The 21369-nt window shown below is 65.1% G+C and carries 19 protein-coding genes; 8 read left to right on the top strand and 11 right to left on the bottom strand.

Translation table 11 applies throughout. The annotated features are described in order from the left end of the window. Positions 1-145 precede the first annotated feature (145 nt). From DFR52_RS00930 to DFR52_RS00945, 4 genes are all read right to left on the bottom strand, one after another. The gene (locus DFR52_RS00930) at positions 146-3937 is read right to left on the bottom strand and encodes a vitamin B12-dependent ribonucleotide reductase (RefSeq protein ID WP_110030061.1); all 3792 of its coding nucleotides are present in this window, start codon (positions 3935-3937) and stop codon (positions 146-148) included. A 677-nt stretch (positions 3938-4614) separates the two neighbouring features. Then, the gene (locus tag DFR52_RS00935; protein ID WP_110030062.1) at positions 4615-5127 is read right to left on the bottom strand and encodes an NUDIX hydrolase; all 513 of its coding nucleotides are present in this window, start codon (positions 5125-5127) and stop codon (positions 4615-4617) included. Between the two features lie 69 nt (positions 5128-5196). Further along, the gene (locus DFR52_RS00940; RefSeq protein WP_110030063.1) at positions 5197-5940 is read right to left on the bottom strand and encodes a helix-turn-helix transcriptional regulator; all 744 of its coding nucleotides are present in this window, start codon (positions 5938-5940) and stop codon (positions 5197-5199) included. 515 nt (positions 5941-6455) lie between these two features. Next, positions 6456-6746 carry a DUF6455 family protein gene (locus DFR52_RS00945; RefSeq protein WP_110030064.1) on the bottom strand — a complete coding sequence of 97 codons (291 nt, stop codon included), beginning with the start codon at positions 6744-6746 and terminating at the stop codon, positions 6456-6458. 241 nt (positions 6747-6987) lie between these two features. On the opposite strand from DFR52_RS00945, the gene DFR52_RS00950 reads away from it, so the two are divergent. The 8 genes from DFR52_RS00950 to DFR52_RS00985 all read left to right on the top strand — a co-directional run bounded on the left by DFR52_RS00950 (position 6988) and on the right by DFR52_RS00985 (position 14337). Then, complete coding sequence (locus DFR52_RS00950) at positions 6988-7611, top strand: hypothetical protein (protein ID WP_110030065.1); 624 nt, start codon at positions 6988-6990, stop codon at positions 7609-7611. Positions 7612-7715: 104 nt separating this feature from the next. After that, on the top strand, positions 7716-9221 hold the full coding sequence (gene gatB, locus DFR52_RS00955; protein ID WP_110030066.1) for an Asp-tRNA(Asn)/Glu-tRNA(Gln) amidotransferase subunit GatB: 1506 nt from the start codon (positions 7716-7718) through the stop codon (positions 9219-9221). Between the two features lie 3 nt (positions 9222-9224). Further along, positions 9225-9743, top strand: a complete 519-nt coding sequence (locus DFR52_RS00960; protein WP_110030067.1) for a GNAT family N-acetyltransferase — start codon at positions 9225-9227, stop codon at positions 9741-9743. A 275-nt stretch (positions 9744-10018) separates the two neighbouring features. Further along, positions 10019-10480, top strand: a complete 462-nt coding sequence (locus tag DFR52_RS00965; RefSeq protein WP_110030068.1) for a GNAT family N-acetyltransferase — start codon at positions 10019-10021, stop codon at positions 10478-10480. Between the two features lie 81 nt (positions 10481-10561). Beyond that, positions 10562-10960: an NADH:ubiquinone oxidoreductase subunit NDUFA12 gene (locus DFR52_RS00970; protein WP_110030069.1), complete on the top strand. Its 399-nt coding sequence runs from the start codon at positions 10562-10564 to the stop codon at positions 10958-10960. Between the two features lie 208 nt (positions 10961-11168). Continuing rightward, positions 11169-11597, top strand: a complete 429-nt coding sequence (locus DFR52_RS00975; RefSeq protein WP_110031054.1) for a DUF2155 domain-containing protein — start codon at positions 11169-11171, stop codon at positions 11595-11597. A gap of 195 nt (positions 11598-11792) precedes the next feature. Next, positions 11793-13343, top strand: a complete 1551-nt coding sequence (locus DFR52_RS00980; RefSeq protein WP_110030070.1) for a bifunctional DNA primase/polymerase — start codon at positions 11793-11795, stop codon at positions 13341-13343. A 67-nt stretch (positions 13344-13410) separates the two neighbouring features. Further along, complete coding sequence (locus tag DFR52_RS00985; RefSeq protein ID WP_110030071.1) at positions 13411-14337, top strand: glycosyltransferase family 2 protein; 927 nt, start codon at positions 13411-13413, stop codon at positions 14335-14337. Between the two features lie 99 nt (positions 14338-14436). Here the strand turns inward: DFR52_RS00985 and map are convergent, their stop codons facing one another. The 7 genes from map to DFR52_RS01020 form a co-directional block, all read right to left on the bottom strand. Next, a complete protein-coding gene (gene map, locus DFR52_RS00990; RefSeq protein WP_110030072.1) occupies positions 14437-15201 on the bottom strand; it encodes a type I methionyl aminopeptidase in 765 nt (254 codons plus the stop codon). Further along, complete coding sequence (locus DFR52_RS00995) at positions 15198-15410, bottom strand: ParD-like family protein (RefSeq protein WP_110030073.1); 213 nt, start codon at positions 15408-15410, stop codon at positions 15198-15200. The genes map and DFR52_RS00995 overlap by 4 nt, the downstream gene beginning before the upstream one ends. 163 nt (positions 15411-15573) lie before the next feature. Beyond that, complete coding sequence (locus DFR52_RS01000; RefSeq protein ID WP_110030074.1) at positions 15574-17577, bottom strand: OmpA family protein; 2004 nt, start codon at positions 17575-17577, stop codon at positions 15574-15576. Positions 17578-17809: 232 nt separating this feature from the next. After that, entirely contained in the window at positions 17810-18424 is a 615-nt protein-coding gene (aat, locus tag DFR52_RS01005) for a leucyl/phenylalanyl-tRNA--protein transferase (RefSeq protein WP_110030075.1), read from the bottom strand. A 42-nt stretch (positions 18425-18466) separates the two neighbouring features. Next, positions 18467-19816, bottom strand: coding sequence for an acetyl-CoA carboxylase biotin carboxylase subunit (gene accC / locus DFR52_RS01010; protein WP_110031055.1), 1350 nt, complete (start codon positions 19814-19816; stop codon positions 18467-18469). A 13-nt stretch (positions 19817-19829) separates the two neighbouring features. Continuing rightward, positions 19830-20288: an acetyl-CoA carboxylase biotin carboxyl carrier protein gene (gene accB, locus DFR52_RS01015; RefSeq protein WP_110030076.1), complete on the bottom strand. Its 459-nt coding sequence runs from the start codon at positions 20286-20288 to the stop codon at positions 19830-19832. A gap of 319 nt (positions 20289-20607) precedes the next feature. After that, entirely contained in the window at positions 20608-21369 is a 762-nt protein-coding gene (locus DFR52_RS01020; RefSeq protein WP_110030077.1) for a DsbA family protein, read from the bottom strand.

Here is a 21369-nt window from a genome sequence, read left to right on the forward strand (position 1 = left end):
GGATATCAGTACACCAGCCACTGTTGTCAGGCGGCGATGTAGTCGACGCTGCCGGAAGCTTCGGGGACGGGGTCGTCGTTCCGGCACACGTCATCAGCCCGGAGCTCACGCCCCGGGCTGATTTCGTCTGTTCAATCATGTCGCCTCAGCTGCAGCCGCTCGTGCTTCCGCAGGTGTCGCACTTCTCGCAGGTGCCGTTGCGCACCATGGTGAAGTTCTGGCATTCGCCGCACATGTTGCCGGTGTAGCCCTGCATCAGCGACTTGGCGCGGCGGTCGGCGGCCTTGGCCTTGGCGTCGCGGGCCTCGTCGGCGGCGATGTCGGAGAACAGCGCCTCGGCCTCGCCCTCGACCACCGCGATCTCGGCGGCCAGCACCTCGGCGCGCTCCTCGTAGTCGCGCTTGAAGGCCACCGGCGCCGTGTCGTCGGCATCGATGTCGAGCGCGGTGACCGGCTTGAGCGCCAGGTTGCCGGACTTCGAGGCCGGGAACGCCGCCTTGATCACCGAGGCGCCCGAGGAGGGGCCCTGGCCGGCGTGACCCTTGGGCTCGCCCGGGCTCATCGAATTGACCACCTTGAGCGAGGCGCCGCGGGTCAGGCCCTTGGAGAAGGGCTGCGCCTTGCCCTCGGAAATGCCCTTGCCGAGCGCGGTGTTGCCGAAGTCGGAGGTGTCGACATGGGCCAGATCGTGGCGTGAGAGGTAGGAGACCGCCAGTTCCCGGAAGATGTAGTCGAGGATCGAGGTGGCGTTCTTGATGGCGTCGTTGCCCTGCACCATGCCGGCCGGCTCGAACTTGGTGAAGGTGAAGGCCTCGACATATTCCTCCAGCGGCACGCCGTATTGCAGGCCGAGCGAGATGGCGATGGCGAAGTTGTTCATCATCGCCCGGAAGGCCGCGCCCTCCTTGTGCATGTCGATGAAGATCTCGCCCAGGCGTCCGTCGTCGAACTCGCCGGTACGGAGATAGACCTTGTGGCCGCCGATGACGGCCTTCTGGGTGTAGCCCTTGCGGCGGTTGGGCAGCTTCTCGCGGTCGCGATAGAGCCGGTCGATGACCCGCTCGACGATCTTCTCGGTGACGGCAACCGCCTGGGCGGCAATCGGCATCTCGGCGAAGGCCTCGGCTGCGTCATCCTCGTCCTCGTCGTCCTCGATCAGCGAGGAGTTGAGCGGCTGGCTGAGCTTGGAGCCGTCGCGGTAGAGCGCGTTGGCCTTCAGCGCCAGCTTCCACGACAGCATGTAGGCGTTCTTGCAGTCATCGACGGTGGCCTCGTTGGCCATGTTGATGGTCTTGGAGATGGCGCCCGAGATGAAAGGCTGGGCGGCGGCCATCATGCGGATGTGGGATTCGACCGACAGGTAGCGCTTGCCGATCTTGCCGCAGGGATTGGCGCAGTCGAACACCGGATAGTGCTCGAGCTTGAGATGCGGCGCGCCTTCCAGCGTCATGGCGCCGCAGATGTGGATGTTGGCGGCCTCGATGTCCTTCTTCGAGAAGCCGATGGCCGAGAGCATGTCGAAGCTGAAATCGGCCATCTGCTCGTCGGTGAGACCCAGCACGGACTTGCAGAAGTCCTCGCCCAGCGTCCACTTGTTGAAAACGAACTTGATGTCGAAGGCGGCCTTGGTGGCGCCGTTGAGCGCCTCGATCTTCTCGTCGGTGAAGCCCTTGGCCCTGAGCGAGCCGGGATTGATGGCCGGTGCCTGGTTGAGGTTGCCGTGGCCCACCGCATAGGCCTCGATCTCGGCGATGTGGGCTTCCGAATAGCCGAGCGTGCGCAAGGCTTCCGGCACGGCGCCGTTGATGATCTTGAAGTAGCCGCCGCCGGCGAGCTTCTTGAACTTGACCAGCGCGAAGTCGGGCTCGATGCCGGTGGTGTCGCAGTCCATCACCAGGCCGATCGTGCCGGTGGGGGCGACGACCGAGGTCTGGGCGTTGCGGTAGCCGTGCTTCTCGCCGAGTTCGAGCGCCAGGTCCCAGGCGCGGGTGGCGTGGGTGATCAGTTCCTGGTCCGGGCAGTCGGCATGGATCAGCGGCACCGGGTTGACGGAGAGGCCCTCGTAGCCCTCCGACAGGCCGTGGGCTGCCAGGCGATGGTTGCGGATGACCCGCAGCATGTTCTTCTTGTTGTCCTTGTAGCCGGCAAAGGCGCCGATCTCGCCGGCCATTTCGGCCGAGGTGGCGTAGGCCACGCCGGTCATGATGGCGGTCAACGCGCCGCAGATGGCGCGGCCTTCCCTGGAGTCGTAGGGAATCCCGGTGGTCATCAAGAGACCGCCGATATTGGCGTAGCCGAGGCCGAGCGTGCGGTACTTGTAGCTGAGTTCGGCGATCTGGCGCGAGGGGAACTGCGCCATCATCACCGAGACCTCAAGCACGATGGTCCAGAGCCGGACGGCATGCTCGTAGTCGCCGATGTTGATGCGCTTGGTGTCGGCGTCCTTGAACTGCAACAGGTTGAGCGAGGCGAGGTTGCAGGCCGTGTCGTCGAGGAACATGTATTCCGAGCACGGATTGGAGGCGCGGATCGGGCCCGCCGCCGGACAGGTGTGCCAGTCGTTCATGGTGGTGTTGAAATGCAGGCCCGGATCGGCGGACGCCCAGGCGGCGTGGCCGATCTGTTCCCACAGGTCGCGGGCCTTGAGCGTCTTCATCACCTTGCCGTCCTTGCGGGCGGTGAGGTGCCAGTCGCCGTCGGTTTCCACCGCGCGCAGGAAGTCGTCCTTGATCGACACCGAGTTGTTGGAGTTCTGCCCCGAAACCGTCAGATAGGCTTCCGAATCCCAGTAGGTGTCATAGGTCTTGAACTCGATGTCGGTGTAGCCCTGGCGGGCGAACTGGATGACGCGCTTGACGTAGTTCTCCGGCACCTGGTCGCGCTTGGCGGCCTTGATCTCGCGCTTGAGCGCCGGGTTGAGCTTCGGGTCGAAGCAGGCGTCGTTGTCGGCCTCGCAGTTGAGGCAGGCCTTCATGATGGCCTTGAGGTGGCGGGCGACGATCTTCGAGCCGGTCACGAGTGCCGCGACCTTCTGCTCTTCCTTGACCTTCCAGTTGATGTAGGCCTCGATATCGGGGTGATCGACGTCGACGACGACCATCTTGGCCGCCCGGCGGGTGGTGCCGCCCGACTTGATGGCGCCGGCGGCGCGGTCACCGATCTTGAGGAAGCTCATCAGGCCCGACGACTTGCCGCCGCCCGAGAGCTTTTCGCCTTCGCCGCGCAGATGCGAGAAGTTGGAGCCGGTGCCCGAGCCGTACTTGAACAGCCGCGCCTCGCGCACCCACAGATCCATGATGCCGTTGTCGTTGACGAGATCGTCCTCGACCGACTGGATGAAACAGGCATGCGGCTGCGGGTGCTCATAGGAGGAGAGCGACTTGGTCAACTTGCCGGTGAACGGATCCATGTAGAAATGGCCCTGGCCGGGACCGTCGATGCCGTAGGCCCAGTGCAGGCCGGTGTTGAACCACTGCGGCGAGTTCGGCGCCACGCGCTGGGTGGCCAGCATGTAGGCGAGCTCGTCCATGAAGGTGCGGGCGTCTTCCTCGGAATTGAAGTAGCCGCCCTTCCAGCCCCAGTAGGTCCAGGTGCCGGCGAGCCGGTCGAAGACCTGGCGGGCATCGGTCTCGGGCCCGTAATGCTCCGCGGCGGGGAGGGCGGCGAGCGCCTCCTCGTCGGCGACCGAGCGCCACAGCCAGGACGGGACCGAATTCTCCTCGACCTTCTTCAGCCGCGCCGGGATGCCGGCCTTGCGGAAATATTTCTGCGCCAGAATGTCGGCAGCGACCTGGCTGAACTGCACCGGCACATCGATGTTCTCGAGCCGGAAGACCACGGAGCCGTCCGGGTTGCGGATTTCGCTGGTCGCCTTGCGGAACGCGATGTCCGCATAGGCTGAGTGTCCGACCTTGGTGAACCGGCGTTCAATGCGCATAATATCCTCGACTTTTTGCCCCGGCCGCCTGCGGTCCTCGCATGACGGCACAAAATTTTCCGCAGGCGGCGCACTCATTGCGCAGCCAGTTGTTTACTCGGTCACTCTTGGTGATTCCCGTTTCGGGAAATCCTCTATCTTGTGCTCAGGTTGGCTGCAAACACTAAATATAGTGTTAACAAGTTATTCATGCCAGCCCCGTTTTTGCCCCGCGGCCACTTTTTCAGCAAAATCCGTCCACGATCCAACCGATGGTTTTTGCCACCTGTTAGGCCTGAATTCGCCTGATTGTGAAGGTTTTGACTGGGAAACGAAACATTCCAGTCGCGCCGCCGCCGCAACGTGACCCTATTAGGGGCGACTCGGTCGCAAGCGTCAAGGGGTTGTTTGTGACACGAACATGAACACCATATCTTGTGCACGGCTCTGTGGAAATCGGGGACAAACCAATCCCCCGGTTTTCAAGGGGTTGTTGGCGCTACATGCCCGGGATTCCGCCGCTCCGGCGCGAATCCGCTGAAAACACCGGGTAATTTTCGGGGGTGGGGAAAATAATTTCCGCCGACGCGGCGAATTAAGCCTTGCAATCCGGGCTGGCAGGGATTCGGGATTCGCCGGTCCCGGGCCAGCCTCCTGCCGGAGCGCGGTGCCGCCGGAAGCACGCCCGCATGCGCGCTTCAGGCGGCCTTGTGGATCAGCACCGCCTGGCGCACCACCGGCCTGAGCCCGACGTCGCCGATCATATCCAGGGCGATGGCGACGGGAAACCATCTGCGGATGCGCTGGTTCTTTTCCGGCCACTCCTTGTCGGTGCGCACCGAACTGATCAGATAGACGTCGACGGTACAGGTGACGTCGCCGCGCCGGGTGCGCTGCTTGACATAGGAGAACTGCCCGATCGGCCCGCCATAGGCGATGTCCCCCCGGATCCCGGCTTCCTCCCAGGCTTCCCGCAGCGCCGCCTTTGCGCCGTCCTCGCCCGGTTCGATCCAGCCCTTGGGCACGATCCAGCGCCCGGTGTCGCGGCTGGTCACCAGCAGGATCTCGCAGACACCTTTTTCGCTCCGGAGCGCGATCGCCGCGACCTGGCCAAGCCGTCTCTCGCCGTCGGCATCCGCGGCGCTGTCCGCGGCGCTCCCGGGGGCGCGAAAAAGGTCGAGAAGTCGCTTCAGGCTGTCAAATGGCGTCATGGGATGGAATCACCTCTCCCGCGCAGGGTGACACCTATCCCGCGGTTTTGCGAGACGGAACCGGCATCGTCATTTGATCAGCCGCAGCCGGAACGCCTTGGCCACGGACTGGGTGCGCGAGACGCAGTCGAGCTTGCGCGATGCCTCGGCGATGTAGTGGTTCACCGTGTATTCCGACAGGTCGAGAATGGCGGCGATCTCGCTGGAGGTCTTTCCCGCCGCCGTCCAGTCGAGGCACTCGAGTTCGCGGTTGGTCAGCGAGGGCATCGAGCCCATCTCGGCGCTCATGATCGAGAACAGGCCGTTCACCGCGTGGACGGACATCAGGTGCAGGATGCCGACCTCATTGGTCGTCGCCGCGTCGCGCCTGCCGGCGATGGTGACCAGGTAGCGGTTGCCCAGCGGATCATGCACCGAGAAATCGACCCCGGTGGTGATGCCGAATTCCGCGCAGAGCGCGCGCAGGGCCGCATCATCCTCCGCGGATGCGACCAGATGCGGGTCATCCAGATGCCAGACAAAGGGCAGAGTCGATTGCTGCAGGTGAATGAGGTAGGGAATCGAGCTGGTGAGCTTGCCGTCATCAATGCGCTTGAGCGTCTCCGGCGACCAGGACGTGATCATCATGTGCGGGTGCAGCCGCGCCGTGCTCACCGGCGGCATCGCATAGACGGCGCAGCCGCCGAAGCCCATGAGCTGGACGACACGCTTGAAACGATGCAACACCTCGTGGGCGCTGGCCGCCGCCGACAACGCCTCGAGATTGGCGTTGAGCAGATCCTCGCCATCGACGATGTCTTTCGTGTCTCTCATCGGTATCCAGCGCGAAATTCAAAACGAGAATACCCCGGCAGGGTGGCCGGGGCTTCGGAACATCCTTATGTCCAATCATCGACTTTCAGCAGGACTTTGTGTTGAAAATGGGTGCGTTCACCCATGACGATCCCCGGAAACGGGGGCCTATGGTCAATAAAAGGTAAACATTGACATATATCGTGAATTCTTTAGTTCGCCGCAGGAAGCAGCGCGGGTGAAGCTGCTGCTTGCCCATCTCGGATAGTGTCGCCGTCAAGTCTTGCGCTGGCGCCAGACTGCAGACGGCGGGGCGAAGGCGGTCAGCGTTCGAGCGCCTCCGCCTTTGACGGGATCGCAGAGGCGCTCTAAACGTCTGATTTGTCGCGTTCTCCCACGACGAAGTGAATTCACTTCGTCTGGAAATGGTCCCGTGTCGGCCCGGGCGCCGCCATCAGCGTCAACTGTCCCGTCCTGTCACACTTCGGCGCTGGAACCGCTTTTCGGCCGCAGGGCAGGATGTGGCACGACGCGGCTCAGGGGGTCGTTGCAGCCGTCCGGCTGGCAGTGGAGACTTTCATCAACCGCTCGAACAGATCATGGTTCGGGCAATAGTCCGGTGCGGCAGGAGCTGTCTCGTTCTGATCCAGCCATTGCTGGCACGGTCCGGTCTGATCACAGCCCAGGCAGCGATCGACAGCCCGATCCACCACGCCTGAACGGTCGGAAAGCCGCTCAAGCTCGTCGCCGACACCGAGCCTGACCACCATGGCCTCGAACCGGTCGGCCCGGTGCATGAGCCGGGTGATGAAGTTGACAATCTGCATGGCTCTCTCCTGACATTGTCACCCATCATTGGCGTCGGCGCAGGTCGGCGCCTTGATTTCGGTCAAGACGAATGCCCGCCGGTTGCCGGTCGGGGCGTCCGAAAGCGGTCAATCCGCGGTTGCCGAAGGCTGATCGGCTGCTAATATGCCGACTGCGAATGAACCGCGCGCGGCGGGATCCGCTTCCGGCAGCAGAAGGGCAACGGAGATGAGAGCAAGAGCGGGGATCTTATGCGGCGCGATGGTCGCCGCAGTCGCTGCAGGCGTGCCGGCGGCGCGGGCGGATGCCTGCCTTGACGAGTTCAGGGCGCTGTTTGCCGGCGAGATGGATGGGTTCAGCCGCAAGCCCTATCGCAGCGTGAAGACCGTCTACGGCGAGGACGGCAAGCAGCAACTGGTCTTCGACAACATCGTCGAGACTCCGTTCGAGACCATCTCCGGCAACCGCGGCGGCCCCTTCGGCCTGGTGGTCGACCGCGAGGTCTGGACCGGGCCGACGATGGAGGGCCCGTGGAGCCCGAGTCCGTATCCCTCGACATTTCCGCCGGACCGAAAGGCGGCCTACGAGGAGAGCAAGGCGCGCCAGATTGCGGCGCTCGGCAACACGGTCTGTCTCGGCGAGGTCGAGCTCGAGGGCCGGACCTATCTGCACTACGAGTTTTCCCGGCTGCCGCCCGAAAACAAGGCGGCGGCGCCGATGTGGTTCGCCGAGAGCGACAAGGTCTGGCTCGACCCGGCAAGCAAACAGGTGGCGCGCTGGGAGATGACGGATTTCCAGACGTCCTTCCTGCCCGGCATCAGCAAGGAGCGCCATGTCGAGGTCTTCAGCTACGACGACTCGATCCGGGTCGACCCGCCGGAATAGAGGGGTCTGCGCCGCAACGGGCGTCCGCGTGGCGCATAAGCCTTGCAGTCGCGGGCGCTTTGTTTTACCGGACAGGGACGCCACTCCCATGAAAAGAGCCTGCCATGACCCTCGTCGACACCCGCACGCCCGAACCCAAGCGCTTCATCGCCGGAGCCACCGGTGACTGGGAGGTGATCGTCGGGCTCGAGGTGCATGCGCAGGTGACGAGCAACTCGAAGCTGTTCTCCGGCGCCTCGACGACTTTCGGCAATTCGGCCAACACCAATGTCAGCCTTGTCGATGCGGCGATGCCGGGCATGCTCCCGGTCATCAATGAGGAATGCGTGGCGCAGGCGGTGCGCACCGGCCTGGGGCTCAACGCGCAGGTCAACAAGCGCTCGGTGTTCGACCGCAAGAACTATTTCTACCCCGATTTGCCGCAGGGCTACCAGATCTCGCAGTTCAAGGATCCGATCATCGGCGAGGGCAAGATCATCATCTCCGTCGGTCCCGACCGCCAGGGTCAGTTCGAGGACGTCGAGATCGGCATCGAGCGGCTGCATCTCGAGCAGGACGCCGGCAAGTCGATGCACGACCAGCACCCGACCATGTCCTATGTCGATCTCAACCGTTCCGGCGTGGCGCTGATGGAGATCGTCTCCAAGCCCGACATGCGCTCGGCCGACGAGGCCAAGGCCTATGTCACCAAGCTCAGGTCGATCCTGCGCTACCTCGGCACCTGCGACGGCAACATGGACGAGGGTTCGATGCGCGCCGATGTCAACGTGTCGGTGCGCAAGCCCGGCGGCGAGTTCGGCACCCGCTGCGAGATCAAGAACGTCAACTCGATCCGCTTCGTCGGCCAGTCGATCGACTACGAGGCGCGGCGCCAGATCGCCATCCTCGAGGATGGCGGCACGATCGACCAGGAGACGCGGCTGTTCGACCCGGGCAAGGGCGAGACGCGCTCGATGCGCTCGAAGGAAGACGCGCACGACTACCGCTATTTCCCCGATCCGGACCTGCTGCCGCTGGAATTCGACGACGCCTATGTGGAGAACCTGAGGAAGGACCTGCCGGAACTCCCCGACGCCAAGAAGGCGCGGCTGGTGGCCGAGATGGGGCTGTCGGTCTACGACGCCTCGATCCTGGTCTCGGAGAAGGCGATCGCCGACTATTACGAGGAGCTGGCCTCGGGCCGCGACGGCAAGCAGGCCGCCAACTGGGTCATCAACGACCTCCTGGGCGCCCTGAACAAAGCCGGCAAAGGCATTGAAGAGACTCCGGTTTCCCCCACCCAGCTCGGCGGAATTCTTGATCTCATCAAGGACGGCACCATCTCCGGCAAGATCGCCAAGGACCTCTTCGAGATCGTCTGGGCGGAGGGCGGCGACCCGGCTGAGATCGTCGAGGCCAGGGGCATGAAGCAGGTCACCGACACCGGCGCCATCGAGAAGGCGGTCGACGAGATCATCGCCGCCAATCCCGACCAGGTCGAAAAGGTCAAGGCCAAGCCATCGCTCGCCGGCTGGTTCGTCGGCCAAGTGATGAAGTCCACCGGCGGCAAGGCCAACCCGCAGGCGGTGCAGGCGCTGGTCAAGGCCAAGCTCGGCATCGTGGACGAATAGGCGATGTTCTTCGTCCGCTCCGCCTCCGTCCGTGATGTCGCCGCCGTTCGCGAGGTGCTGGTCGCCGGATGGCGGGCCACCTATGTCTCGCTCTACGGGCCGGACAAGGTGGAGGAGATGATTGCCGAGTGGCATTCGCCCGAGGCGATCGCCGCCAATATGGGCCGTCCCGACGGCGAATACCTGGTGGCCGACGACGGCAAGCGCATCGGCGGCGTGGCATTCGCCACCATGTCGCGCGCCGCCGGCGAGGGGGCCGCCGCAGACACGACCGTCAAGCTGCACCAGCTCTATGTTCATCCCGACCTGACCGGCCAGGGCATCGGCCGCGACCTGTTCGCCGAGATCGAGACCTGTTTCCCCGATGCCTCGCGGCTGCGGCTCGAGGTCGACCCCTCCAATGCCCGGGCCATCGGCTTCTACACCGCCCACGGCATGGCGGAAGCGGGCCGTACCTCCGATTGCGGCGGCGCCGGGAGCAATATCCCGGCCGTCGTCATGGAAAAGCTGCTCGGCGTCTGAGCGGCACGCATTCGCGACTGCATGACCGAGACTGACCCGTGCTTGCCTCCCGGCCGAGACTGACCCAGCCGGAAACCATGGCGTCTTTGCAAGTGCCGCTGCACAAGTTCGACGATTGTCTGGGCTTCTCTATGGACATGCTGCACCGTCTTCGAACATGTATGCGTTGCCGTGTCTCAAGAGCCGTGCTTTTCGTCAGGCCAGGTGGAAACGATTGAGTGCGCGGTGACAGGCTGCGTTGCACGGCGCAGCCTGATGAAACCACGGGACGATTCATGACCGACATCCACATCCGCACGGCCACGGCCGACGACATCCCGGCGATTGTCGCCATGTTCGCCTCCGATGAACTCGGCGGCCATGGCGACAGCACCGACCCGCAATATGCGGGGCGCTACCGTGATGCGTTCGACCGCATCCGGACGAGCCCGAATGACACGCTCTATGTGGCGACGCGCGACGGGGAGGTGCTGGGCACCTTCCAGACGACGCTGGTGACCACCCTGACCGGGCAGGGGGCGTCGAGCCTGATGGTCGAGGCCGTGCATACGAGGTCCGACTGCCGCGGCCAGGGCGTGGGCGAGGCGATGATTCGCCACGCCATTGCGGACGGCCGCGCCCTGGGCGCGCGGCAGGTGAAGCTGACGTCGAACGCCGCCCGGCTGGACGCCCACCGCTTTTATGCGCGACTGGGTTTTTCGCCCAGCCATGTCGGCTTCAAGCTGATTTTGGGCTGACGGGCGGGCCGGGTGGCTGGACATCCGGCAATGCCCGGGCCATAAGGCGGTCATGACCAGACGCGGAAGAGAGATGACGCGATGAAGACGTTTCTGCTTCAATTCTTCACTTGGTGGAGCGGCCAGACGATCGGCACCCGGTTTCACACTTGGCGCCATGGCCAGCGCGTCGGCAGCGATGACAACGGCAATGTCTATTATCAGGGCGGCAGCGACTCCGAGGGCCGCACGCGGCGCTGGGTGATCTATCCCGCGGCATCCGATCCCTCGACCATTTCGCCCGGCTGGCACGGCTGGATGCATCATCGCACCGATGTCTCTCCGGCCAGCGAGACCTATGTGGCGCGCGAATGGGAAAAGCCGCATGTTCCCAACATGACGGGGACGGCGCTGGCCTACCGGCCGCCGGGCTCCATCCTCAACCAGGGCCACCGGCCGAAGGTCACGGGCGATTATGACGCCTGGACGCCCAAATCCTGATTGAAGCCTGCAACGGGCATCTGCCGGCCACATTTCGGCGCTATCGCAGCAGGGACATGCGGGTCCCGCTGCGCCGAATGTCGATTCGGCATGTGATTGCGGGGCCTCGATGTCGGAGCCGCCGAATGACGGGACACCGGGCCCGTCCGGCAAGAACCACTGCGCCCGGCTTTCCGCCGGCAACAAGACGGGTGAAACGATGACTGCGATGAACGGCTTCAGCCTGCGGCGCTCCCTATGCCTGGCCGCCTCCGCCGCCCTGGTGCTGGCCATGGCCGCGCCGGTTCAGGCCGAGCGGATCTCCAACAAGGTCGCCGTCTTCTCCGGCATCGACAAGATCACCGGCCGCATCACCACCTTCGACGTCTATATCGGCGAGACCGTGCAGTTCGGAGCGCTGCAGGTGACGCCGCGCGTGTGCTATTCGCGAGACGATACGGAGGCGCCGAAGACCGACACATTTGTCGAGGTGGACGAGATCACGCTCAACCGCAAGATCCGTCGCCTCTTCACCGGCTGGATGTTCGCCGATTCCCCCGGCCTCAACGCAGTCGACCATGCCGTCTACGACGTGTGGCTGAAGGACTGCAAGATGGAATCGGACGTCCCAGCGCCGGCCACCGCAGCGGCCAACTGACGCAATTCATCGGCTTTTCCCATCCGCCCGCACGATAGCCAGCCCTCTTTCGGGCATGGTCTTCCGTTCTGCACCATGATGCAACGCAATGGCGGTGAATTGCATTCGCGCATCTACTATATTACCAAATAGTGCGGGGATTTACCTTTCGCCGGCCGCGCGCCGGCAGTGCTGCCTTGCGGTCCGGAGGGCATCTTGGGCAATGACGACATGATGGTGGCGACAGCAACAGATCGGATTTTTCGGCGGGCTACCGACAGTGTCGAAAACGGGTTCCATCTGGTCATGGATGACGGTGACGGCGGTCGGGGTGACTGGCGCACCGCCTGCTGGATCGCGCCTTCGAGGGCGAAGGTCGAGGCGGCGCTGACGCGGAAACCCGAAGCCGACATCTGGATTGCCTGCGGACGCAGCGTGGCCGTGGTGATGGTCGCAGCCGACCGGCGCGCAGCGGTGGAGGCCGAGTTGGGGCGCACCGGGCTTTGCCGCCGCCAAGCCGATGGCAGGCTTGCCCTTGTCTATGCGGCCGCGGGACCGATTGTCTGCCACAGGTCGCCGGACATCGAAGTGTTCGGCCTGGCCTCGCGCGTCATAGCCTATCGCCGCGATGACGGCCACTCAGGCGACGGCGGCTGGCTTGAGGGCGGCCCCGACCGCATTCCGGTCTCGCGGCTGCCGGCCATAAGCAATGCCGAAATTCGCCGTCTCTTCGAGCGCCCGGACGATCTCGGGGCCGTGTCTGCTTCATCGGCCATGGCGCTCAGAATCGACCGCAGCTATCTCGTCGACTGGCTGTCGTCCCGATCCTGGCTCGCGTCGCAACTCGCGCTTCGGCTGCGCAAGGGACGCAGCCAAACCCGCGCGATTTCGATCGGGCGCCTTGCGCCAAGTATCCCCGCCACCTCGCGTGGACTTGTCACGGCGCCGGTGAGCACTTCCGAAGCCAATCCCGGTCCGGGATTGCCCTCCGGGCCGGCTCAAGCTGCGCCCGGCGCCGGCTTCTTTGCCGATCTTGCGCCGCAGGTGGCGGCAAACGGCTACAGCGTCGTGCCGGTCATCGCCCGCGGCAAGAAGCTGCTCGAACGCAGCCACTGGCGGGCGGGCTGTTGCGACATCGCCAGTGCCGACGACGTGCAGCGCATCGCCGGAAGCCATCCCGGCGCGGGTGTCGGCCTCGGATGTGGCTCTTTTGTTGCGGCCGTCGACATCGATGCCCGCGTTCCTGAGCGAGCGGATGCGATGGAGGCGGTGGCCCGCGAAGCCCTTGGCGATACGCCGCTGCTGCGCATGGGCCGATGGCCGCGCCGGGTGCTGCTGTACAGATGCCGCGAGCCGGTCGTCACCGTCCGCTGGCAGGATCTTGAGGTCCTGGGTCTGGGCTGCCATGTTCTGGCCTATGGTATCCACCCGCGTACCGGCAAGCCCTACACCTGGGGGGCTGCGGGCGAACCTGCGCGCACGCCGATTGCCGAGTTGCCATGCATCGGCAATGAGGACGTCGAGCGCTTCATGCGCGGCGCCATAGCCCGGTTTGGCGGAAGCGACGAGCCAGTCTTTGGTCTTGACCCGCGCAATTTCACGCCGATCGTGTCCTCGCTCGGCAGTCTCGCCCGTCTGCTGCTCGGCTCGCTGGTCCGCAACCGCGCGCAAAGACGCGCCGCTGCCGCGCGCCTGATAGCAGGGCGTTACTACAACACCGGCACCGGGCTGGCGATCGAATGGCTGCCCGCCGACAGCGCCGGCTGACGACAATTTGCCGGCGTCGAGGTCCCCGGTGCTGCAATCCAAATGCTCCAAACCAAGGTGAGCCGTCTTGCTGCCACGCATCTCCATCATCACCCCCACCTACAACCGTCGCGAAGCACTGCTGCGGGCCATCGACAGCGTGCGCTCCCAGAGCGTCGGGGTGCATGAGCACATCATCGCCGATGACGGCTCTACCGATGGCACCGAGGCGGCTGTGCGGGCGCTCGGCGACAGCCGGATCGTCTATCACCGCCTGCCGGAGCGAAGCGGCGCCAATGCCGCCCGCAACGCCGCCATTGCGCTTGCGCGGGCGCCGCTGACCACGCTGCTGGATTCCGACGACCTCTACCTGCCGCACCGGATCGAGACCACGCTTGCGATCTTCGAGGGCGATCCGGAAACGACCGTGTCGATCAGTTCCTTCCGCACAGAGGGCGCGGGCCGCGAGATCGTCAATGTCAATCCGGCAGGCTTTCTGGCGCCCGCGGATCTGGAACTCGCGGTGATGGCGCAGGTGATCTACATGGCCGGCACCTCGCTCACCATGCGCACCGAAGCGCTGCGGGCAGTGGGCGGGTTTGATGCAAGTCTTCCGCGCTACCAGGACGGCGATCTGCTGCTGCGGCTGGCGCGCAGCCACGGCGCCCGTCTCTCAGGCACCATCGACTGGGTCAAGACCATCTCGGGCGACGCGATCACCGCGTTGCAACCCGCCGTCCCCGCCTATGCCGCCCTCTACCGCAGCAATCCCGGCTATCCCGAGCGGTTTCCCGAGATATTCCGCTACATGATTGCCCGCGCCGTGCTGGCAGACCTGATGCGGCTGCGTCCTGACCTGGCCCTGCGTTCGGTGCGCGCCAGCCGGAAGCCGCCGCTCAATTGCTCGATCCGCGACCTGATTTGCGGATACAGATCGGGAAAGCGCGAGCGTCGGCGCGCCCGCGCCGAAATCAGGCGAAAACTCGCGGCTTCCGCGGCCAGACATGACGCGTAGGCGGCCGTGCCGGCGCCGCGGGTGACGTGTGGCGCCGCGTGTCGCTGAGAACTGCCCGGACCGGTTGGGGTTGACGGGTGCTCAGACCGCTGCCGCCGCTCACGCGGCGCGTTCGTCCGGACGCAGCGTCAGCACCGAAACGCCGGTCGCGGTGACCGCGACCGTGTGCTCGAACTGCGCCGACAGCGAGCCGTCCCTGGTGACCACGGTCCATCCGTCAGCCTCGGTCCGCACGCTCCTGCGACCGCGGTTGAGCATCGGTTCGATGGTGAAGACCATGCCCTCGCGCAGGGCGAGACCGGTTCCAGGCCGTCCGAAATGGGTGATCTGCGGCTCCTCATGCATGTCCCTGCCGATGCCGTGGCCGCAATATTCGCGCACCACGGAATAGCCGTTCTTCTTTGCGTGCCGTTCGATCGCCCAGCCGATGTCCCCGAGCCGCGCGCCGGGACGAACGGCCCTTATGCCCATCCACAGCGCCTCGTAGGTGGTCCGGACCAGCTTCCTGGCGGCGGGATGCACCTCTCCGACGAGATAGGTCTTGCTGGAATCGGCGATGTAGCCGTTCTTCTCGAGCGTGATGTCGAAATTGACGATGTCGCCGTCCGCAAGCACGCTCGACGGCGAAGGGACTCCGTGGCAGACCACGTCGTTGACCGAGGAATTGAGCACGAAGCCGTAGCCGTACTGGCCCTTGCTGGCGGGGCGGGCCTGGAGCTCTTCGACGATGAACCGCTCGACCATCTCATTGATCTGCAGCGTCGAGCGCCCCGCGAGAGGCGTACGATCCAGAAGTTCGAAGACGGAGGCGAGCAGCCGTCCGGATTCGGCGAGCAGGGCGAGCTCGCGCGGCTGTTTCGTCATGCCGCGCTCGCCTCCGTCGCCTGGGCGCACACGCCGGCTGACGTGAGTTCGCGGTCCATGATCTCGATGAAGCTGAGCGTCGGATTGGTCTCGCAAAGCATCCCGAACTTGATCCAGTAGGCGGCCTGCGCATTGATCGAGCGGCATGACACCTTGCTCGCCCTCCGCAATTGGTCGTGCAGGTCGTCGTCTATGCTGACAATGCCCATGATGCTCTCCATATGATTCGTATATGGAACATATAAAAGCGGCGCATGAATTCAAGGGCCGGCGCTTCATCCCGGCTCGGTGTCCCGGTCGCGCCCGCTCGGGCGCGAAAAACCCCGGGCCGCAAGAGCGGTCCGGGGTCTGTGATCGTCGAAGAGCCTGGCGTCAGTTGGCGGCGATGGGCGTCACCAGTGGCGTGATGCGGCGGATGGCGACCCGTCGATTGAGCTTCTCGGGCTTCTCGGTCCGGACCTTGAGATACTGCTCGCCGTAGCCCTGGGCCACCAGGTTTTCCGGCGGGATCCCGAACACGCCGGTCAGCGCTTCCGCAATCGCTTCCGCACGCTTGTCGGACAGAAGCAGATTGGCCTGATCCGTGCCGACCGCGTCGGTGTGGCCTTCAAGCAGGAAGGTCTCGGCGGGATTGCGGTCCAGAATCTCGGTCATGGCGCTGGCGACATTGCTCAGGCTCTCGATCTGGTCCTCGGCGATGGTCGCCTTGCCGAAGTCGAAGGTCAGCGTGTCCATGTCGACGCGGCGCACCTTGTCGCGGATGCGGGAGGACTGGCGCACCTCCTCGACCGAGTAGAGCCGCTCGACCCGTTCGACCGGGGGCTCCATGAGGAAGTCGAGATAGTCGCTCTGGTCGGCGTCCGTGGCATCGAGGATGTAGTCCTCGATCGGAATCGTCAGCCGCAGCGGCGGCAGGTCGCGGCCCGGATCCTGATAGGCGACGCGTTCCTCGCGGTCGTAGCGCGGATTGTAGGACAGCACGATCTCGCGACCGTCCGGCATGACGCGCGAACGCTGGATGACGTCGCCCCAGCGGTTGGTGATGGTCACCAGCTCGACGCCGTTCGGACGAACGATGACTTCGCGGGTGCGGCCACGGGGAAGATCCTCGTAATAGACCTCGTCCCTGGCGCCGCGCATGCGCTGGTCGTCGCCTCCACGGACGATGATCCGGTTGTTGAACTGGAAGATCACGCGGTCGCCGTCCCGCTTGACGACTTCGCGGTCGTCGCGGCGGTCTTCCCGGTCAGGACGGTCGCGCCGACGCTCGCCGGTGCTCTCCTCGGCAAGCGGATTGGGCGCCTTCTCCTGGCGTACGTCGGCCGAGATGGCGGCCTGCGCTTCGGCGTCCGTGCTCGGCGGCGGAGCGGCGGGCTCTGCAGGGGCCGCAGCCTGGGCAGGGGCAGGGGCGGAGCCATCCGCGGCGGCCGGAGCGGGCTCTTCCTTGGCGCTGTCGAGAACCGGCGCGCCATTTTCCACCGGCAGCGTGGCTTCTGGCGTCACGGCGATGGTCGATTCAGTCTGTCCCCCGGCGGGCGCAGCTTCGGCGGCGGGCTCGGCGCCGGGCGCAGGTGCTTCGGCGGCGGGCTTGGCCTCAGGGGTCGGCGCATCGGCGGCGGGCTTGGCCTCAGGCGTGGGAGCCGTCTGCTCGGCTGCGGGCGCTCCATCGGCCGGCGCGGCTTCCCCGGCCGGTGCTTCGGCTGCGGGAGTCGGTGCGTCTGCTGCAGGCGCTTCCGCTTCCGGCACGGCTTCGGCGGCCGGAGCTTCAGGCTGCGGCGCTGCCGGCGCCTCTGCTGCAGGCGCCTCCGGCTGTGCTTCGGGAGCGGTCTCTACCGCAGGGGCCTCGGCGGGGGCTGCTTCCGGCGCGGGAGCTTCCGGAGCGGGTGCTTCGGCGGCAGGCGCTTCGGGCGCAGGCGGTGCTTCGACAGCAGGGGCCTCCGGCTGGACCTCGGGAGCAGGCGCTTCCGCCTGCGGCTCGGCGGCGGGCGCCTCGGGGGCGGGCGCCTCCGCCTGCGGCGCGGGAGCTTCCGGAGCGGGTGCTTCGGCGGCAGGCGCCTCAGGCGCAGGCGGTGCTTCGGCTGCAGGGGCGGAAACGGCGCTCTGCGCGGCCGCAAGTTCGGCCTGAGCCTGGGCGACTTCCGCCTGGGCTGCCCCGACGTCTCCACCGCTGGCCTGGGCCTCTGCGAGCTTCGCCTGGGCGGCGGCGAGGGCGGCTTCAGCCTCCGGCACGCTCACCTGCACGCGGTCGATCAGCCGGGCAAAGCCGGCGGACTCACTGCTGGAGACCTGCGGTCGGACGGGAAGGGCGATGGCAATGCTGGCGCTCGTCACCAGCGCGATGGCGCTGGAAGCAAGCAGTCGGGAAGAAATTCGCATGGGGCGTCTCCAAGTGTTTCACGCTTCAAGCGCGACAGGCAGTTTCCTGGCGCGCCATCACGTCCATTCAATGGCAAGTTTCCGGCGTGGCGTTGCACGCGGAAGCATCCCGTCCACCTCCTGAACGTCCGCATCGCCGAATGGTTCCGGAATATGAGGGCCGCGAAGCCGCACGCCTGCCGATGAGTGCGCGGAAAGCGGGCGCCGGCGCGGGCGCGCAAGCGGCTTCTGTTCAGTCGAACGGCCGGTCGGGGCCGTCAAGAGCCGCGTCGAGCATCCGGTAATAGGCGTCCCGCGGCACGTCGATGGCACCGAAGCGCTTGAGGTGATCGGTGGTGAACTGGGTGTCGAGCAGCGTGAAGCCATTGCGCTTCATCCGCTCGACCAGATGCACCAGGCACACCTTCGAGGCGTCGGTGACGCGCGAGAACATGCTTTCGCCGAAGAAGGCCTGCCTGAGCGACACGCCATAGAGCCCGCCCACCAGCCTGCCGTCCTGCCAGGCCTCCACCGAATGGGCGTGGCCGAGCCGGTGCAGGCTCGTATAGAGGTCGGTGATGGTGGCGTTGATCCAGGTCGAGGGCCTGCCCTCGACGGATTCGGCGCAAGCCGCCATCACCGCCGGGAAGTCATGGTCGAACCGGATGTCGAAGGGCGCACGGCGCACCGTCCGGGCAAGGCTCCTGGGAATGTGGAATGCGTCGAGGGGAATGACGCCGCGGGTCTCGGGTTCGACCCAGAACAGCTCCGGATCATTCGCCGATTCGGCCATCGGAAACAGCCCCGCCGCATAGGCGCGGAGCAGGAGTTCCGGTGTGATCGGCGGAGGCGAGGATGTCCGCCCCATGGTCAGGTCCCGGATCGGGCGAACGATCCGGGAGCCATGGGTCTATTTCCCGGCTTTGTCGGCAAGGAATTTTTCCAGCCAGTGGATGTCGTAGTCTCCATTGGCGATGTCCGGGTTCGCCAGCAGATCGCGAAACAGCGGCAGCGTCGTGCTGATGCCGTCGACCACGAACTCGTCGAGCGCGCGGCGCAGGCGCATCATGCATTCCACCCGTGTGCGGCCGTGCACGATCAGCTTGCCGATGAGGCTGTCGTAGTAGGGCGGGATCTTGTAGCCCTGGTAGACACCGGAATCGACGCGCACGCCCAGTCCGCCGGGCGTGTGGTAGTGGGTGATGGTGCCGGGCGAGGGGACGAAGGTGCTCGGGTCCTCGGCATTGATGCGGCACTCGATGGCGTGGCCGGAGAACCGGATCTCGTCCTGCGTGACCGACAGGCCGCCGCCCGAGGCGATGCGGATCTGCTCGTTGACCAGATCGATGCCGGTGATGGCCTCGGTGACGGGGTGTTCGACCTGCAGGCGGGTGTTCATCTCGATGAAGTAGAAATTGCCGTCCTCGTAGAGAAACTCCACCGTCCCGGCGCCGCGGTACTTAAGCTTGCGCATGGCGGCCGCGCAGATCTCGCCGATCTCCGAGCGCTGGCTGACATTGAGCGAGGGCGAATTGGCCTCTTCCCAGACCTTCTGGTGGCGTCGCTGCAAAGAGCAGTCGCGCTCGCCCAGATGCACCGCGTTGCCTTCACCGTCGCCCATGACCTGGACCTCGATGTGGCGCGGATGGGCGAGATATTTCTCGATATAGACGGCTTCGTTGCCGAAGGCAGCGCCCGCTTCGGAGCGCGCCGTGGAGAGGGCTATCGACAGTTCGCCGACATTGTTGGCCACCTTCATGCCGCGGCCGCCGCCGCCGGCGGTGGCCTTGATGATGACCGGAAAGCCGATCTTGGTGGCGATCTCGACGGCTTCCTCGTCGGTGCGGATCTCACCCACAGAGCCGGGAACCACCGGAATGCCAAGGGCTTCCGCGGTTTTCTTCGCGGTGATCTTGTCGCCCATGATGCGGATGTGATCGGCCGTGGGGCCGATGAAGGTGATGCCGTGGGCATCGAGAATATCGGCGAACTTGGCGTTCTCGGACAGGAAGCCGTAGCCCGGATGAACCGCATCGGCGCCGGTGATCTCGCAGGCAGCCACGATCTGGTGGATGTTGAGATAGCTGTCGCGCGACGGCGGCGGACCGATGCAGACGCTCTCGTCGGCAAGCCGCACATGCATGGCATTGGCATCGGCGGTTGAGTGGACCGCCACGGTGGCGATGCCGAGCTCCTTGCAGGCGCGCAGCACCCGCAGGGCAATCTCGCCCCGGTTTGCAATGAGGATCTTGGAAATCATCACCTGTGCCACCTTATGAAATCACGATCATCGGCTCGCCGTATTCCACCGGGTGTCCGTCGCTGACCATGATTTCGGTGACCTTCCCGGCGCGCGGCGAGGCGATCTGGTTCATCGTCTTCATGGCTTCGATGATCAGGATGGTCTGGCCTTCCGTCACCGACTGGCCGACCTCGATGAAGGGGCGGGCGCCCGGCGCCGGCGACATATAGACCGTGCCGACCATCGGCGCGGGCACGACATTTCCGGAGGGCGCGGCCGCCGGAGCGGCCTCTGCCGCAGCGGCGGGCGAAGGTGCCTGGGCCTGTGGCGAGGCCATCGGCGCCTGCACATATTGCGGCGTGCCGGCGCGCGAGACGCGGATGCGCAGATCGTCCTGCTGGACCTCGATTTCCGTCAGATCGGTCTCGTTGAGAATATTGGCCAAATCACGGATCAGGTCCTGATCGATCCCCGGTTTTCTTGTTGCCATCGGACTTTGCCTTTGTGTTCGTTGATGAGGATGCCATCCCCTTGATGCGGCATCTCGCCCCGGCAATGGTTTGCCGGGTCTGACGTCGCCTAACAAGGGGAAGGCTCCTATGATCTTCGCCTAGGGTCTTCGTTGTCCCGTTCGCGCTCTTGCCAATTCCGCCCGCTGCCGCCTGTGAGGACGCCTCAAAGGCGCCCCGCAGCCGTCTCTGACCGCAATGGAAAACGACATATACAAGCAGCAAGGCCCCGGCGAAAGGGTTTTGCTGCAATGGCTTCATTGTCCACAAGCGATTGGCGTGCGGTTGACGGCATGCCGCTCAGCAGGTTGCGCTGTTGCAGGCGCGCACATTGGCGATCTTGCTCAGCAGCACATCCGCGCCCATGGCTCCGAAAACCGCTTCATCGCCGACCACATAGGATGGGGTTCCCGAGATGCCCAGGTCATTGGCGAGCGTGTAGGCCTGCTTGATCGAGGCATCGACGGAGGGATCCTTCATGGCCTCGCGCAGCCTGGCCTCGTCGGCGCCGAGCGAGGTGGCGATGTCGATGGCATGGGCTTCCGTGGCATGCACGCTGCCGCCGAGCAGTTCAAGATGGAATTCGCCATATTTCTCCGGCATCAGCTTGCGAAATGCCATCGAGACGCGGTGGGCTGCGAGCGAGTCCGGCCCGAGGATGGGAAATTCCTTGAGCACGAAACGGACATTCGGGTCCTGCTCGACGATGCCGGTCATGTCGGCCATGGCGCGCTTGCAGTAGCCGCAGTTGTAGTCGAAGAATTCGACGATGGAGACGTCGCCATCCGGATTGCCGATGATCATGTCGTTGGCGTCGTGGAAGATCGCATCCCTGTTGGACGTGATCGCCGCCTGCGCCACCTGTGCCTGTTCGTCCTGCTTCCTGGCTTCGAGAGCGGTCTGCATCTCCTCGATGATTTCCGGATTGGCCAGGAGATATTCGCGGATGAAGGCGCCGAACTCCTGCTTCTGGGCGTCGTCAAGAGCGGAGGCCGTGGTGGGCAGAGCCATCAGGCCGATGAGGCCGATGGCTGCGAGCACCGATTTGCTGCGGAATGTCAT

The organism is Hoeflea marina (genome assembly GCF_003182275.1).
Classification (GTDB): Bacteria; Pseudomonadota; Alphaproteobacteria; order Rhizobiales; family Rhizobiaceae; genus Hoeflea; species Hoeflea marina.